Origin of the sequence: Actinomyces glycerinitolerans (assembly GCF_900098745.1) — a bacterium.
In the GTDB taxonomy this organism is placed as follows: Bacteria; Actinomycetota; Actinomycetes; order Actinomycetales; family Actinomycetaceae; genus Actinomyces; species Actinomyces glycerinitolerans.
Genome location: NZ_FQTT01000010.1, coordinates 112,046 through 127,488, shown reverse-complemented (window position 1 = coordinate 127,488; position 15,443 = coordinate 112,046). Strand labels below are relative to the sequence as shown.

The following is a 15,443-nucleotide window of genomic DNA, read 5'->3' as shown; positions in this document are numbered from 1 at the left end:
GCTGGGCGGCATGATCGAGCCCCAGCGCATCCGGCGGCGGCCGCGGCGTGCGGTCGCCGTCCGGGCGGTGCTGGCGCTGCTGGTAGGGGTGGTGCTGGGCGCGGTGGGGCCGGTCTCGGCGGCCGCTGCGGAGTCGACGACGACGCCCGCCTCTCCCGCTGCGCGGGCAGTCTCGGCTGCAGTTTCGACTAGCCCTAACGAGTCCGCGCCGCTGGTCGTGCTGGGGGTAAGCGGACTGTCATGGACCGCGGTGCGGGAGCTCGCCGCCTCCGACGACCCGCTGGTCGCCGCGGACGCCGCCGCGGTCCTGGACTATGCGGCGGCGAATGAGCCGGTCAACCTGGTCCAGCGCACGGTCGGGGAGGCCAGCTGCCCGGCCGATGGCTGGTTGACGCTGGGGGCGGGCACGCGCGCCCGCGCCGACGCCTCCCACCTGCATGCCACGACGACGTGCTCCGGTGGCACCTGGACGAGTGCCGCCCGGTTGGCGCAGGCCGACGGCTACGGGGCCGAGCCGGGCACGCTGGCGACGGCGCTCGAGGCGGCCGAGGTGAGCTACGCGGCCGCCGGGGACGGCGCCGTACTGGCACTGACCAATGCGGCCGGGCCGCCTGACTCCGCCGATCCGGCCGCACTGTTGGCGGGTAGCGGAACCGGGGCCGCCGGCGACCGCGCAGCCGACGACGGCACCGCACCGGGCCTGATCCTGATAGACCTCATGGGAACACCGGACTCGGGGGACACCGGGCCGGCGCCGGCGCCGACCGAGCCGTCACGGGCGGCGCAGGCGGTCCGGGCCCTCGCGCAGGCGCTTGGCGAGTTGACCGGGCCGGCGCGCGTCGTCGTCGTGTCCGTGGCCGACCCGCAGGACCCCTCCCCGCAGCTGGCGATCCTGCCAGCCGGAACCACATCCACGCGTGGCAGCGACGGCGGGCTGCTGGTCGGTCCGAGCACGCACCGGCGCGGCCTGATTCAGTTGACCGACCTGGCGCCCACGCTGCTGGCGGCGCTCGCAGGCCGGGACGCCGTCGCCGCTTCCGGGCTGAGCGGCGGGGTGCTGACGCTGCCGACCGCGCCGACCGCCGGCGCCGCAGACCCCTCCGCGGGCGCCGACCGCACAGCCGCCCTGGCCGACGACGCCGTCCACGCCGTCGCCTCCGAGCGCGCGGTGATCCCGGTGACGCTGGTGCTGCTGGCGGCCGCGTTGGTGTTGCTGGTCGCCGTCGGCCTTGGGTTGCGCCGCCCGCGGCGCGGGGCACTGGGGCGGCTTGGCTGGGCGGCCTGCTGGGTGACCGCCCTGCCGGCCGGAATCTGGCTGGCCAACCTGGTGCCCTGGTGGCGCGCGAATACCTGGGCGCCGGCGCTGGCGGCCCTCGTGGGCGCGCTCGGGGCAGGACTGCTCACCGGCTTGGCGGCGCTGTTGGCACGAATGCCGCGCCTGGGCGCCCCGGGCGCGGCGCTGGCGCTGGCCGCCACCGCGCCGGTGGTGATCTTGGCCGATGCCGCAGTGGGCGCACCGCTGGGGTTCAACGGGCCGCTGGGGATGAACGCGGTGGTGGCCGGGCGCTTCTACGGGGTGTCGAATACGGCCTTCGCGCTGGCGGCGGGGGCGCTGGTGGTGGCACTGGCCGTCGGCGCCGACCGGTTCGCCGCCACCCGTGGGCATCGGCGTGCGGCCGTCGTGGCGGCGGTGGCGGTGCCCGGGCTGCTTGCGCTCGCGGTCGATGGGGCCCCGCAACTGGGGGCCGACGTCGGCGGCGCGCTCACACTGATTCCGGCGCTGGTGGCGTTGGGCGCGGGTCTGGCCGGCGTGCGGCTGGGGCTGCGGCGCTGGCTGGGGGTCGGCGCGGTGACCGTGGGCGTGGTCGGTGGGTTCGCGCTGGTGGACTACGCCAGCGGCTCACGCACACACCTGGGCGGCTTCGTGGCCCAGGTGCTCGACGGCACCGCCGGCACCACGCTGGTGCGCAAGGCCGGCGCGCTGGTGAGCCCGTTCCGGTCCAGTCCGCTGGCGCTGGCGGCGCTGGCGGTGGGATTGGTGCTGGCCGTGGCGGTCGCCCGCTGGCTGCCGCGGACGGTGCGCCGGGCCCGGGCGGGGCGGGGCCCCTACTCCTGGTTGGCGACGACGCCCGCACCGGCTTGGCTGTCCCCGGCGCTGCGCGCACTGGCGGTGCTGGTGGTGGTGGAGGTGCTCGTCAACGACTCCGGCCCCACCATGTTGCTCTTCTCGGCGGCCGCCGCCCTGCCGGCACTCGCGGCGCTGCTGCTCTCGGGCCCGGGTCAGGCCTCGCCGACGGGGGCCGCGTCAGCCAGGGCACGGTAGGCGCGGAAGGGCAGCTGGTCGTGGACAGCGGCGGCGTCGAGCTTGTCGGCGGGCACGCGCACGCGCCGCAGACGACGGGAGGTCACCGCCCGCATCACGTCCTTGTACTGGGCGGCCCGGTGCAGGCGCCCGGCACGGTCGTTGCGGGAGACGCGGTGGGTGATGTCGCAGGGCACCTCGATCACGGTCATGCCGGCGACCAGCACATCGATGCTCAGTCCCACTTCGACGCCCCAGCCTTCGGCCAGCGGCGAGGCCGCCTCGTAGGCATCGCGGGTGATGCAGCGTTGCCCGGACAGCGGGGCGACGGGGGCCCAGCCGGTCGCGGAGGCGATCGCCGCGCGGGCGGCGCGCACCACCCTGCCGCGACCACCGGCCCCGGCCTGCTTGGGCGGGACGGCAATGGACATGTCCGCCACGCCGTCGACGATCGGGGGAACCAGTTCGGCGCAGGCGGCGGCGGAGTCGCCCAGGTCCGCGTCGATGAACATCAGCAGTCGGGCCGGACCGTCCTCGTAGTCGCGCATGGCGACGACGCTCGCACCGGTTTCCATGGCGGAGGCCTTGCCGCGGGAGACGGCGTGGCGGACCGTTACTGCGCCGGCGGCGCGCGCGTGCTCCTGGGTGCCGTCGGTGGAGCCGTCGTCGACGACGATTACCAGGTCGACCCGCGGGATGGCCCGGCAGGCGCGCACCGTGCCCGCGATGCGTTCAGCCTCGTCCTTGGCCGGGATGACCACGGCAACGCGTTGGTCAGGGAGCTGGTCGGGGTGCGACTCAGAGGGCGGCATCGGGCTCACAGCCCCAGGGTAGTCATATCGGCGGCAGGTCGTTCCCGAAGACACCACCCTCGGGTCACAGTCCCATTTCTCCGCGTCGGCATGTGAGCGGCACTCATCCAGGCAGACGGAGCCCCGACAACCGCCATATAGGTCAAACGTCCGCCATGGGACAACGGTCCCGATCTCGACCATGTAACCGCGACAGAAAAGTCTTGCTTTCGCCGTTGCGGCAATTTTGTGCCGTCCATCACACTCCGGCGCGTCGGAAGGTGGCATGGTGCAGTCATCGGGACACGTCAAAGGCGACGGGTCCCCATCGCCGGTCTCCCCGCGTCCGCCCCGCCCGGCGGCCACGGGGCCACCGTCGGCCCCGACACCGCGGCGGACACCCCCCGACACCAAAGCGCCGCCCGCGGATCCGCAGCTTGAACTCGCATCCACGGGGGCCGGGTGCACGCGCCGCTACCCGCCGCCCCGCAGCAGGCGGAGACGAACAGGCATGATGGGACTCATGAGCGTCTTCCTCAACGTGGCCGTCGGCTGGGCCCTGGCCACCGCCGCCGTCGCGGCCGCGGTGCTGGCCGCACGCTGGCGCCGGGAACTGACGCTTGCCCGCCGGGACAATGCCCGCCTGCGGGAGGAGGCCCAGCGGCGCAGCACCCCGCGCGACGTCCTCGCCCACGAGATTCGCACGCCCCTGGCATTGATCAGCGCCTCCGCGGAGCTGCTGGACGAGGAGACCCCCGGAGACCTCAACCAGGTGCAGCGACGCTTCGTGACCACCATCCTCGACAATGCCCGCGACGCCTCCCAGATGGCCGAGGACTTCCTGACCGAGGCGCGCCTGGACCACGAGGTCCGCGACCTGCGTCGGGAGCGCGTCGAGCTGCGCGCCCTCGTGCGCGACCTCATCCAGGAGATGCGCCGCTCCGCACACACCCCGATCCGCCTGGAGGACCACGGACGCCCGGTCCGCGTGGAGGCCGATCGCGGACTGCTGCGCCAGGCGGTCGCCAACGCGGTGACCAACGCACTGCGGCACTGCGACGGCCGGCCGGTGACGGTACGCATCAGCGCCGACACCGACGACGCCCTCATCACGGTCATGGACGACGGCACCGGCATGAACCGGCAGGAGCGGCGGCGCGCCTTCACCCCCTATGCGACCTCCAACCCCCTGACGGCGCCGTCGAGCCGCGGCGCGGGCCTGGGCATGATGGTGACGCAGCGGATCATGGAGGCGCACGGCGGCCGCGTGCTCATCGATACGATCGCCGCGCGGGGCACGACCGTCTACCTGACGCTGCCGCTGCACCCCGACACCGTCTCCGGCTCACCTCTGCCGGACGCGGCACCCACGAACGGAGCACCAGCGTGACGTCGAGCAACCCCGTCCCCGGACTGCCTGCCCCGAAGCTGGTGGCGCTCGTCGTCGACGACGAGCCACAGATGCTCTACGTGGTCACCTTCGCGCTGGAGACGCAAGGTTTCGAGTGCCTGACGGCGCCGGACGCCGAGAGTGCCTGGGAGCTGGCCTCCACCCGCGACATCGACCTGGTGGTCCTGGACGTGATGCTTCCGGGCGGTTCCGGCGTCGACCTGTGCCGCCGCCTGCGCGGCACCGGCAGCCAGGTCCCGATCATCCTGCTGACGGCCATGCGCGACGAGCCGGATCGGATCGCCGGACTGGAGGCGGGCGCAGACGACTACGTCACCAAGCCCTTCTCGCCCCGCGAGCTGGCGCTGCGGGCCCGGGCGGTCACGCGCCGCTCCGGTTCGGGTCCGGATGCGATCACCAACGGCCCCCTGCGCGTATCGACGGCGACCGGTCGGGTCTCCTGGGGCGGACGCAACATTCCCCTGCCGGACACGGAGGCCCGCCTACTGGCCACCATGGCGCGGCGGCGCGACGCCGTCGTCACCTGGCAGGAACTGCTCAACGAGGTGTGGGGCACCAGCGACGACTCCGGGGGCCGGGAGATGGTGCGCACCACCGTGTACCGACTGCGTCGGCACCTTCAGGCGCATGACGTGCCCGCCGACGTCGTCGTGGCGGTGCGCGGGCGCGGCTACCGCATGCCGCCCCTGGGGCAGGACTGAGCAGGGCAAGGCAGAACCGCACAGGGCAGGGCGGAAGGGAGGCGCGAGTGCTGACGGCACCCCGCCCCTCACCGAGGTCGGTTGAAGTTACGTGCTGAGATCGGTCGGGGTGGTGGGTCGGTGTTGGATGCGTGGTGTTGGTTACGCCGGTTCACCGTTAACAACGCCACTTAACGGTTTGCTGAAGACCTTGGACGTATGGACAGGCAAACCGGGCTCTTCGTGTTTGTGGGTGTGGTGGTTCCGGGTTGGGGCTGCGAGGCGGTAGTCGTCCTCGGGTGTGAGAGGTCGTTCTCGGGCCGACGAGGTCGTCTTGGCCGAACCCGGGTCGTTCTCGAGCTCGTGACCGTTGGCGGCTGACGACTCGTTGGAATCACCTGGATCAAGCAGTTCCCGAATCACGATGGCGGCCGTTGACGGCGCCGGCCAGTGATTCCACTGATTCCAGCGCTCCTGTTGCCGTGCCCCGGGCGCCCGGGGCGCGAACATGGCCGCCGCGGGGGAGCGGGCTTTTCGCGTACTCACTCGTGCGCCCCGCGGGACGCTGCGCGACGGTTCGTCATGAACGACGACGGTTCGGCAGTTAGCACCAACGATTCGGCATGAACCGCGACGGTACGTACCTCTAGGTGCCGAACCGTCGCAGGAAGTGCCGAACCGTCGACCCGAACACACGAACCGTCGTCGAAACGCACGAACCGTCGCCGCACCCGATCCACCGTGGCCCGCCGAGATCCACGGCGCTCTCTTCCACCCCCGCCCATCACGCCACGCACCGCACCCGATCTGCCGCGCACGCAACCAACAATCCAGACACACGCCAACCATCAACCCGCCACACCCCCAAAACGGAAGAACCGCCAGCGGCTCTTCCGGCCCCCAAGTGCGTCGCCCCGGATTTGTCGAGCCGGCGTGGCTGTTTGACGACGTGGCCAGTCCACGACTGGCATCCCCGTTGCCTCGGACACGGCCCCGTACCGGAGACTCGTTCCCGCGTGAGCCGCCTACACGTCGGCCCAGCAACAACCAGCATCCCGTACGGAACCGAGCTCAGCACGTAACTTCAACCGATCTCGGTGGTTATTTCAACCGATCTCGGCGAGTCCGCGCGGTCCACAAAAATGACACCGCTGTCACAGTTCGCGATCGTCATTCCATCGCCGCCGTCGTTCGCGCCCGGCATCATGGTGGTGACTTGGCGCACAGCTGCGCCAACACTTCCCGAAAGGCATTCCCATGCGTACTTTCTCGCGGTACGGCACCGCGCTGCTAGCAGCCGTCATGGCCGGCGGACTCGCCCTGTCCGGCTGTGCCGGCTCCACCGACTCCGATTCCTCCGCCGCCGGCTCCGACGAGGGCCCGATCACCGTCGCCTGCGGCGCGATGGAGGATCTGTGCCAGGCGTGGACCGACAAGTTCACCGAGCAGACCGGCATCAAGGCCACCTACGTGCGCCTGTCCTCGGGCGAGACCGTCGCCCGCCTGGCCTCCGCCAAGGACAACCCCGAATTCGACGTCTGGCACGGCGGCCCCGTGGACGGCTACGGCGAGGCCGTCAACCAGGGCCTGATCGAGGCCTACACCTCCCCCGAGGCCGCCAAGATTCCCGACGAGTACAAGGACCCCGACGGCAACTGGACCGGCGTCTACATCGGCGCGCTCGGCTTCTGCTCCAACCAGACCCAGCTGGACAAGCTGGGCGTGGACGTCCCCGACTCCTGGGACGACCTGCTCGACCCGGCCCTGAAGGGTCAGGTCTCCGTGGCCCACCCCTCCACCTCCGGGACGGCCTTCACCACCCTGTGGACCCAGGTCACGCGCCTGGGCGGCGAGGACGCCGGCATGGAGTACATGGCGCAGCTGCACAACAACGTGCTGCAGTACTCCAAGTCCGGCACCGCCCCCGGCCAGATCGCCGGGCGCGGTGAGGCCGCCGTCGGCCTGGTCTTCTCCCACGACTGCGTGAAGTACCAGGAGGAGGGCATGACGGACCTGGTCGTCTCCTTCCCCGAGGAGGGCACCGGCTACGAGGTCGGCGGCGTCGCCCTGGTGGCCGGCTCCAGCCACAAGGCGGCGGCCCAGGCCTACATCGACTTCGCCATCTCCGCCGAGGGGCAGAACGTCGGCCAGACCGTGGGCTCCTACCAGGTGCTGACCAACCCCGACGCCGACACCAGCGACAAGATGGCGAACCTGGACGACATCAACCTGATCGACTACGACTTCGCGGCGGCAGCCGCCGCGAAGCCCGACCTGACCGCCCGCTTCGACGAGGAGATCGCCGCCGAGCCCAAGGAGTAAGCCCGGCACCGGGTCGTCGGCCGGTGCGGACACCAGCGTGGTAGCCCGCACCGGCCACACCGCCCCATGCGTCCGCCTCAACCGGGACGGCCGCCATCGACCACTCCCCGCCAGACCCAGCCGAGGACCACCCATGACCTCAAGCGCGCCCCCTTTGACCGCCGCCTCCCTCACCCAGACACCTCCCGCCAAGAGCTCCGCCCGCGGCCGCACCCGGGTCAAGCAGGACCCGGTGACGACGACGATCCTCGTCGTCGTCCTCCTGGTCCTCGTCTTCCTGGTACTGCTGCCGCTGGGCCGCGTCCTGGGCGAGGCGCTGTCCGCGGACGGGCTGGCCGTGCTCAGCAAGCTCGCCTCCTCCCGCACCAACCGGGCCACAGTCCTGAACACGCTCGTGCTGGGCACGGTGGTGGGGACCGTCGGCACCCTGGTGGGCTTCCTGCTGGCCTACGTGCAGGTGCGGGTGGCCTTCCGCGGCAAGCGCCTGTTCCACCTGATCTGCCTGCTGCCGGTGGTCTCCCCGCCCTTCGCGGTGGCGACGGCGTCGATCACCCTGTTCGGGCGCAACGGCATCATCTCCACCCAGCTGCTGGGGCAGGAGTGGAACATCTACGGCCTGCCGGGGCTGACCCTGGTGCTGTCGCTGTCATTCTTCCCGGTCGCCTACATGAACCTGGTGGGCATGCTGCGCAGCCTCGACCCGTCCATGGAGGAGGCGGCCGCATCCCTGGGCGCCTCCAAGTTCACGGTGTTCCGCACGGTGACGCTGCCGATGGTGGTGCCGGGCCTGGGCGCCTCCTTCCTGCTGCTGTTCACCGAGGCCATCGCAGACCTGGCGAACCCGCTGGTGATCGGCGGGGACTACACGGTTCTGGCCTCGCGCGCCTACATCGCCATCAACGGCGAGTACAACACCGCGGCGGGCGCCGCCTACTCCCTGGTGCTGCTGGTGCCCTCCCTGCTGGTGTTCCTGCTGCAGCGGTACTGGTCGGGCCGGTCCTCCACGGTGACGGTGACGGGCAAGCCGACCGGCTCCTTCGAGTTGCTGCGCGCCAACGTGGCCCGTATCCCGCTGCTGGCCGTCTCCGTGGCGGTGCTGGCGCTGGTGGTGACGGTGTACGCGGCCGTGGTGGTGGGTGCCTTCGTGGAGATCCTCGGCGTGAACAACTCCTTTACGCTGCGGCACTTCGAGTACCTGTTGTCCGGCATCGGCAACGAGTCGATGATCGACACCACGATCCTGGCCCTGATCGCCACACCGATCGCGGGGATTCTCGGCATGCTCGTGGCTTGGCTGGTGGTGGTGCGGATGCGGCGCGGCGCCGGGGTGGTCGACTTCCTGGGCATGTTGGGCCTGGCCGTGCCGGGCACGGTCATCGGTATCGGCTACCTGGTGACCTTCAACCGTCCGGTGGCGCTGTTCGGCGTGAACGTCATCGCCCCACTCGCCGGCGGCGGCGCCATCGCGGGCGGCGCCATGGCCATCGTCATGGTGTACGTGGCGCGCTCCATGCCCGCCGGGCAGCGCTCCGGCATCGCCTCCCTGCAGCAGATCGACAAGGCCATCGACGAGGCCTCGACCTCGCTGGGCGCCTCGGGCGCACAGACCTTCCTGCGGGTCACGCTGCCGCTGATCCGGCCGGCGTTCCTGACCGGTCTGGTCTACGCCTTCGCCCGCTCCATGACGACGCTGTCCCCGATCATCTTCATCACCACCCCGCACACCAAGATCATGACCTCGCAGATCCTGGCGGAGGTGGACGCGGGCCGCTTCGGCAACGCCTTCGCCTTCTGCACCATCCTGATCCTGATCGTCATGACCGTGATCGGCGGCCTGAACCTGCTCATACGCGGCACCGGCGCGGGACGCGAGCCGCGCTGAGCGGCCCCCGCCGGGCCGCGCGGCGTCGTCGGCCCCGAACTCACCCACCCAGCCACCCACGCCCCGGCCAGCGGGGCGAGAGCCAAGGAGGCTCCCACATGACCACTTCCGCCACCTCCACGTCGACCGACCGCTCCGAGCGCTCAGCCACCGAGAAGGACGCCCCCACCGGGCACCTCGAGCTGCGCGACGTCGTCAAGGTGTTCTCGGGCCGCGGCAAGGACGTGTACGCCGTGCACGGGGTGAGCCTCGACGTCGCCCCCGGCGAGTTCATCACCTTCCTGGGCCCCTCCGGCTGCGGCAAGACCACCACCCTGCGCATGATCGCCGGCTTCGAGAACGCCACCGAGGGGCAGGTGATCCTCGACGGGCAGAACATGGTCTCGCTGCCACCCAACCGGCGCCCCATGTCCATGGTGTTCCAGTCCTACGCCCTGTTCCCGCACCTGTCCGTGCGCGACAACGTCGGCTACGGCCTGAAGCTGCGGCGCGTGCCCGCGGAGGAGATGCGCGAGCAGGTGGACGTGGCACTGACGTCCATGAACCTGACCTCGCTGGCGGACCGCGCCCCCAATGAGCTCTCGGGCGGCCAGCAGCAGCGCGTGGCGCTGGCGCGCGCCATGGTGGTGCAGCCCAAGGTGCTGCTGTTCGACGAGCCGCTGTCCAACCTGGACGCGAAGCTGCGCGTGCGCATGCGCCTGGAGATCCGCCGTCTGCAGCAGCGCATGGGCATCACCTCGATCTACGTCACCCATGACCAGTCCGAGGCGATGACCATGTCCGACCGGATCGTGGTGATGAACGCGGGGCGGATCGAGCAGGTGGCCACGCCGGAGGAGATCTACCGGCGACCCGCCTCCACCTTCGTGGCGGACTTCATCGGCCGGGCGAACTTCCTGCAAGCGACGGCGCAGAACGTATCCGCGGGCAAGTGCGGCGTGCAGGTGCTGGGACGCGGCATCGAGGCCGCCTGCCATGCGGACGTGCGCGATGGGGACGCCGTCACCGTGGTGGTGCGCCCGGAGTCGGTGCACCTGGAGCCTTACGACGCTGCCGGAAAGGCCGCCGACGCGGGCGAGCTCGTGGGCGACATGGGCCGCGTGCTGTCGGCCGTGTTCTACGGCGACCACGTGGAGTACGAGGTCGAGACGCAGGTCGGCACCATCGTCTGCCTGGAGTCCGACCCGGACGTCAGCGCCGTGCACGCCGAGGGCGACGCCGTGCGCGTCAGCTTCGCCCCCTCCCGCGCCTGGGTGCTGCCCGACGACGGCGAGTAGACCCGACGGTCTGCTCAGAGGGGATCGAAGCTCAGCCGCGTATCAGACGGATGGTCTCGCCACCCCGCAGGAGAGTGACGAGGCCCCGGTAGGGCGCGGCCACGTCACCCAAATGCAGGTGATAGGCATCCAGCGGCTGCTCGCTGACCATCAGTTGCACCTCGCCGGAGTACCGACCGAGCGTGTCAATCTGCACAGACCCCATCTCCAACGCATCGGCGGGTACACATCCCGTGGGCAGAGTGTGTCCACGGGTGCCTACCAGCCGCTGAGAGACACCGCTCTGCTCGACGCGCAGTCGCCAGTCGCGTTCCAGAAGCCACTCGCACTCGCGCACAAGGCCCACCAGCGGCAGAGTCACCACGCCGTCGTCCTCAACCCTCCGTACCCATTCCAGGTGCTGAGACCGTAGTGTTCCTTCCGCACAAACGACCTTCACACCGGGAGTGAGCGCAGAGAGCTCGCAGGCGGTGACATACGCATTGCGGTAGCGGTGAACCTCCAAGGTGGGCAGGCCGAGGTGAAGCGGGGCCCGACGACTCGTCTCACCCGGGATGAACGCCAGCAGCGGCAGCCCGCGGGCGGTGAACAGTTCGGACTGGGCCAGGTAGTACTCCCGGCTGAGCCCGGTACCGGGACGGGGATAGAAGTTATGCCAACCGACGACGTCGACACCGGCGTTCGCAAGTGCATCGAGTTCTTCGGCGGTGATAGTGGAGGCGTTGACCGCGATTCGCATCCCCCGGCGCGCGATGGCACCGACCGCCTCCGTGGTGAAGCCGTAGTCCAGGCGCACTCCCACGACGCCGGCCTCACCCAGCTTCCCGAGGTCTCCACCGAGCTGTTCGAGGGCGCCCGGGGAGACGTCGGCCCAGAAACTTACGCCGCGGTCGCGGTGTACCTCGGCCATCCACGCAATCCACGCATCGAGGTCACCCGCCTCGGGCAGGTGCAGTGAGGTGAATAGGCTCGCCTCGGCGCCGTCGGCGCAGGCCTGCTCGACCACGGCAGCGCGAACCGTCGGAGGATCGGTGGCATAGACGGAGAACAGCATCGTTTTCCTCCCGTCGATCCGGCCCGTGCAACTCAGCCCATGGTATTCAGTACCGGCAGATCAACGGCTCCTCCGTCCCCGTAGACCCGTTCGACGTCGGCCTCGCGGTAGCCGAAGAAGTAGGTCAGCACCGCCCCCATGACGACGGCAATAAGCCAGCCGCCGACGTACCACAGCCACTTTCCAGCGGTGATGACCGGGATCATGAGCAGCCCCGACAGTCCCAGCGCACCGGCGCCGAAGAGGCTCTGCTGCATGCCGAAGGCGATAAAGGCACCCCCGAAACCGGCACCCAGGCAGGCGGTGAAGAACGGTCGCAGCAGCGGCAGCGAAACGCCGTAGATGAGCGGCTCCCCAATACCGAGAACACCGATCGGCAGCGCCGATTTCACGACGTCCCGCAGTTTGTCGTTCTTCGTGCGCATCAGCACGGCCAGGGCCATGCCTACCTGCCCGGCTCCGCCCATCGCCAGGATCGGAAGCAATTCGGTGAACCCGTGGTCGGTGATGAGCTCGGCGTGGATCGGCGTGAGGCCCTGGTGGATGCCAAGCATGACCATCGGGAGGAAGAAGGTCGACATGATGAATCCGCCGATGATGCCTCCGGTCTTGAGGGCGAAGTCGACCAGCAACCAGGTGAGGGCGCGCATGAGGATGGCCGACAGCGGCATGACGACGAATATGCAAAGGGCGGCACCGAGCAGCAGGGTAATCACCGGGACCAGGAAGAGATCGAGTGCAGCCGGCACCAGCTTACGGACCCGCTTCTCAATGGCGGCGAAAAGCCACGCGGTGATAATGACGCCGATGATGCCGCCGAGGCCCGGGGCCAGGTCACCGAATACAGGAATTGTCAGAGGGATCGCCGGAGAGGTCTCGGTGCCATCTGCGCCGATCACGGCGGGAATCCCACCCAGGGCGGTCATATAGGGCACGCCTCCGGCGAGGAAGCCCATAATGGGGGCACCCCCGAATTCCTTGGCGGTGTTGTGGCCGACGATGAAGTACAGCGCCCCGACGAGGATCGACCCGATGCCGGAGAAGGCGAGGAACCACGCGTTGTTCGCTATGTCCGGGTCGAACATCTTCCAGATGTTCGCGATGGCGGTGACCAGGCCGCAGGCGATGAAGCCGGGGATGATTGGAACGAAGATATTCCCGATGTGGCGGAACATCCGCTGGATGGGGGTGGTCTGGCGAGACTTGACCTTAGCGCGGGTGGTTGCCGCCAAGTCGGCTTCAGACCGCGTCAGTTCGGGGTCCGCGTTGATGTCGAGAGCGGCACTGCCTGCGTCGCCCGCGGTTTGATCGAAGACCTCACGCAGCCGGGCGGCGTGACCGGGACCAACGACGATCTGCACCTGTTCTCCCGGAACGACGCCCAGCACTCCGTCGAGCGCCTTAATGCCGTCAATATCGACCTTGCCGGTATCTGCTACGTCCAGACGCAGACGCGTCATGCAGTTGGTGTGCGACCTGATGTTGCCGGGCCCCCCGGCAAGCCGCTGAATGTCGCGGCTGAGCTTGTGATAGTTCATGGCTGAGCACTACTCCTTCGTATCCCCGTGGGGGGAGACCGGATCGGATTGGGTGAAGACGATGGAATCCGGTTGGACGGAAGGCCTTTCCGCAAGCGCGGCCGCGCATCGAGGGGGGTCAGCCGTGGCGCCTGGCTCTTCGATGGCGGCGCGCACGAAACCGTCGGCAGCGTCAAGCGCTCGCCGGGCTTGGGCGGCGTCGACTCCGCGGATCACCATGACGATGGCCGTCTTGGCGTGACCGCCCGCGGCCCGGAGGGCGGCACGAGCCTGCTCTCGGCCGCAGCCCGCAGCGGCCATCACGATGCGCTCGGCCCTTTCGATGAGTTTGGTGTTGTTCGGGGCGACATCGACCATCAGGTTGCCGTAGACCTTGCCCATTCTGACCATGGCGGCCGTAGAGATCATGTTCAGAACGAGTTTCTGACTGGTACCGGCCTTCAACCTCGACGATCCGGTGATTACTTCGGGACCGTTGTCGATTTCGATGGCGATGTCGGCGTGCGCGGATGTGCGGGCACCGGTATTACAGGCAAGCGAGATCGTTGTGGCCCCTAGCTCACGGGCGCGGTCCAGTCCGCCGATGACATAGGGGGTGCGCCCCGAGGCGGCGACGCCGATGACGACGTCTTGCGCAGTCAGCTGTAGCTCATTCAGGTCGGAGACGCCCAGTTCGGCCGAGTCCTCGGCCCCTTCGACAGCCGTGAACATGGCCCCCTTCCCCCCGGCGATGAGCCCAACGACAAGGTTCGGGTCGGTGCGAAACGTTGGGGGGCATTCCGCGGCATCAAGCACCCCGAGTCGTCCGGAGGTGCCGGCTCCCATGTAGATGAGGCGCCCACCCGAGCGGAGGCCCGCAACTACGGCGTCGACGGCACGGGCGATCTGCGGCAAGGCCTGCTGCACGGCATCGGCGACCTTGTGATCCTCCTTGTTCATAACCGTCACGATCTCAAGCGAACTCATGCGGTCCAGATCCGCCGAGGCTGGGTTGCGCTGCTCGGTGATTCCCAGTCGCTGTGATTGCCGATCCCGGGCTGCCGCCGCTTCCAGGTCTGCCATCCTGCTTCCCTCCGACTCCGTTGCCGTCAAGGTGATGCAAGACTACACCATATCTTCCCTGCATGGAACTCCGCTTCATAAGTGGGGGGCATGCTCGAGGATGTACGGTGAAGCTCGCGCAACCAGGAGGACGGCGTTCGAGGAGGCACCCATGCACACCGACATGACCCCGCAATCGGTGCCCGAACAGATCGGCGCCATGGGCTCGCCGCCATCGGCGCAGTCACCCGAAGCAGGAGCTCTTCCACTCACCGAACGGATCCGCCGAGCACGTGACGGTTTCTCCGCCACAGAGGAGGCCCTGGCCGCTCAGATCCTGACGGACCCAAGGGCGGCCCTCTCCGCCACGACCGCCTCGCTAGCACGTGCGGCCGGTGTTTCGCAGGCGAGCGTCGTTCGCTTCGCCCGCGCACTCGGTTACTCCGGCCTGCCCGAGCTACGCCTGGCGCTAGCTCAGGAACTATCGCGCCAGGACCTCGAACGCGAACAGGCCGGCGTCGCTCAAGGCCAGATAAACGCCGACGACACCTTAGAGGAACTGGCCGCGAAGATCGCCTTCCATGAAGCCCGTTCCATTGAACAGACCGTGGCCGGCCTCAACCTGGACGCCCTCGAGCGGGCGGCCCGGGCAATCGCAGACCACGCCCCGGTTACCGCCTTCGGCGTCGGCGCCTCCGGATTAGTGGCCTCGGACCTGTCGCAGAAACTGCAGCGCATCGGACTGCCCTGCCAATTCAGCCCCGACACCCACGTCCAGCTCGTGCACGCCGCGCTCCTGGACACGGATGACGTCGCTGTCGGCATCTCCTTCTCGGGCCGTACCGCCGAAGTGCTCCGCGCACTTCGTCTCGCCCACGGCCGTGGCGCCCTCACGGTAGCCGTCACCGGCAATCCCGCCTCACCAATAGCCGCAGCCGCGGACCTCGTGCTGGTCACGATTGCGCGCGAGACCGAGTTGCGCGCCGCTGCATTGGCGAGCCGCATGGCGCAACTCGCGGTCATCGATGTCTTGTTCGCACGTGTGGCGCAACTGCGGTATGACGACCTCGGTGCCGCACTGGAAATGACCCGTGCCGCCGTCGACGGGCAACGCGTGCGAGAGTAACCACCCGGTCGCACCCGGA

At 69.4% G+C, this 15,443-nt stretch carries 12 protein-coding genes; 7 read left to right on the top strand and 5 right to left on the bottom strand.

From position 1 onward, the window contains the following. Window positions 1–10: 10 nt before the first annotated feature. A complete protein-coding gene (locus ACGLYG10_RS16210; protein ID WP_073329762.1) occupies window positions 11–2,323 on the top strand; it encodes a hypothetical protein in 2,313 nt (770 codons plus the stop codon). Here ACGLYG10_RS16210 and ACGLYG10_RS07145 read toward each other — a convergent pair. Further along, window positions 2,281–3,114: a glycosyltransferase family 2 protein gene (locus ACGLYG10_RS07145; RefSeq protein ID WP_073329758.1), complete on the bottom strand. Its 834-nt coding sequence runs from the start codon at window positions 3,112–3,114 to the stop codon at window positions 2,281–2,283. The two genes, ACGLYG10_RS16210 and ACGLYG10_RS07145, sit on opposite strands and share 43 nt — an antisense overlap. A gap of 502 nt (window positions 3,115–3,616) precedes the next feature. Here ACGLYG10_RS07145 and ACGLYG10_RS07140 point away from each other — a divergent pair. Both ACGLYG10_RS07140 and ACGLYG10_RS07135 read left to right on the top strand, forming a co-directional pair. After that, window positions 3,617–4,483: a sensor histidine kinase gene (locus ACGLYG10_RS07140; RefSeq protein ID WP_073330450.1), complete on the top strand. Its 867-nt coding sequence runs from the start codon at window positions 3,617–3,619 to the stop codon at window positions 4,481–4,483. Next, window positions 4,480–5,205 carry a response regulator transcription factor gene (locus ACGLYG10_RS07135; protein ID WP_073329755.1) on the top strand — a complete coding sequence of 242 codons (726 nt, stop codon included), beginning with the start codon at window positions 4,480–4,482 and terminating at the stop codon, window positions 5,203–5,205. Before ACGLYG10_RS07140 ends, ACGLYG10_RS07135 begins: the two co-directional genes overlap by 4 nt. A gap of 1,063 nt (window positions 5,206–6,268) precedes the next feature. On the opposite strand, the gene ACGLYG10_RS16205 is transcribed toward ACGLYG10_RS07135, so the two are convergent. Then, window positions 6,269–6,409: a hypothetical protein gene (locus tag ACGLYG10_RS16205; protein ID WP_170866481.1), complete on the bottom strand. Its 141-nt coding sequence runs from the start codon at window positions 6,407–6,409 to the stop codon at window positions 6,269–6,271. A 32-nt stretch (window positions 6,410–6,441) separates the two neighbouring features. On the opposite strand from ACGLYG10_RS16205, the gene ACGLYG10_RS07130 reads away from it, so the two are divergent. The 3 genes from ACGLYG10_RS07130 (at window position 6,442) to ACGLYG10_RS07120 (ending at window position 10,665) form a co-directional block, all read left to right on the top strand. Beyond that, window positions 6,442–7,506: an ABC transporter substrate-binding protein gene (locus ACGLYG10_RS07130; RefSeq protein WP_073329752.1), complete on the top strand. Its 1,065-nt coding sequence runs from the start codon at window positions 6,442–6,444 to the stop codon at window positions 7,504–7,506. Window positions 7,507–7,639: 133 nt separating this feature from the next. Continuing rightward, complete coding sequence (locus tag ACGLYG10_RS07125; protein ID WP_073329749.1) at window positions 7,640–9,388, top strand: ABC transporter permease; 1,749 nt, start codon at window positions 7,640–7,642, stop codon at window positions 9,386–9,388. Between the two features lie 98 nt (window positions 9,389–9,486). Continuing rightward, on the top strand, window positions 9,487–10,665 hold the full coding sequence (locus tag ACGLYG10_RS07120; RefSeq protein ID WP_083565717.1) for an ABC transporter ATP-binding protein: 1,179 nt from the start codon (window positions 9,487–9,489) through the stop codon (window positions 10,663–10,665). A 31-nt stretch (window positions 10,666–10,696) separates the two neighbouring features. Here ACGLYG10_RS07120 and ACGLYG10_RS07115 read toward each other — a convergent pair whose 3' ends face one another. From ACGLYG10_RS07115 to murQ, 3 genes are read right to left on the bottom strand one after another with little or no spacing between them, the layout of a single operon-like run. Next, window positions 10,697–11,719 (bottom strand): MupG family TIM beta-alpha barrel fold protein, encoded by a 1,023-nt coding sequence (locus ACGLYG10_RS07115; RefSeq protein ID WP_073329746.1) that lies wholly within the window; start codon window positions 11,717–11,719, stop codon window positions 10,697–10,699. A 32-nt stretch (window positions 11,720–11,751) separates the two neighbouring features. After that, on the bottom strand, window positions 11,752–13,257 hold the full coding sequence (locus ACGLYG10_RS07110) for a PTS transporter subunit EIIC (RefSeq protein WP_073329744.1): 1,506 nt from the start codon (window positions 13,255–13,257) through the stop codon (window positions 11,752–11,754). A gap of 9 nt (window positions 13,258–13,266) precedes the next feature. Further along, on the bottom strand, window positions 13,267–14,319 hold the full coding sequence (murQ, locus tag ACGLYG10_RS07105; RefSeq protein WP_073329741.1) for an N-acetylmuramic acid 6-phosphate etherase: 1,053 nt from the start codon (window positions 14,317–14,319) through the stop codon (window positions 13,267–13,269). Between the two features lie 151 nt (window positions 14,320–14,470). On the opposite strand from murQ, the gene ACGLYG10_RS07100 reads away from it, so the two are divergent. Beyond that, entirely contained in the window at window positions 14,471–15,424 is a 954-nt protein-coding gene (locus ACGLYG10_RS07100) for a MurR/RpiR family transcriptional regulator (RefSeq protein ID WP_211482993.1), read from the top strand. Window positions 15,425–15,443 lie beyond the last annotated feature (19 nt).

Bases quoted from the DNA above. Each gene is read 5' to 3' on its own strand.
- ACGLYG10_RS16210 (WP_073329762.1), top strand. From the start codon at position 11: ATGATCGAGCCCCAGCGCATCCGGCGGCGGCCGCGGCGTGCGGTCGCC.
- ACGLYG10_RS07145 (WP_073329758.1), bottom strand. From the start codon at position 3,114: ATGCCGCCCTCTGAGTCGCACCCCGACCAGCTCCCTGACCAACGCGTT.
- ACGLYG10_RS07140 (WP_073330450.1), top strand. From the start codon at position 3,617: ATGAGCGTCTTCCTCAACGTGGCCGTCGGCTGGGCCCTGGCCACCGCC.
- ACGLYG10_RS07130 (WP_073329752.1), top strand. From the start codon at position 6,442: ATGCGTACTTTCTCGCGGTACGGCACCGCGCTGCTAGCAGCCGTCATG.
- ACGLYG10_RS07125 (WP_073329749.1), top strand. From the start codon at position 7,640: ATGACCTCAAGCGCGCCCCCTTTGACCGCCGCCTCCCTCACCCAGACA.
- ACGLYG10_RS07120 (WP_083565717.1), top strand. From the start codon at position 9,487: ATGACCACTTCCGCCACCTCCACGTCGACCGACCGCTCCGAGCGCTCA.
- ACGLYG10_RS07115 (WP_073329746.1), bottom strand. From the start codon at position 11,719: ATGCTGTTCTCCGTCTATGCCACCGATCCTCCGACGGTTCGCGCTGCC.
- ACGLYG10_RS07110 (WP_073329744.1), bottom strand. From the start codon at position 13,257: ATGAACTATCACAAGCTCAGCCGCGACATTCAGCGGCTTGCCGGGGGG.
- murQ (WP_073329741.1), bottom strand. From the start codon at position 14,319: ATGGCAGACCTGGAAGCGGCGGCAGCCCGGGATCGGCAATCACAGCGA.
- ACGLYG10_RS07100 (WP_211482993.1), top strand. From the start codon at position 14,471: ATGCACACCGACATGACCCCGCAATCGGTGCCCGAACAGATCGGCGCC.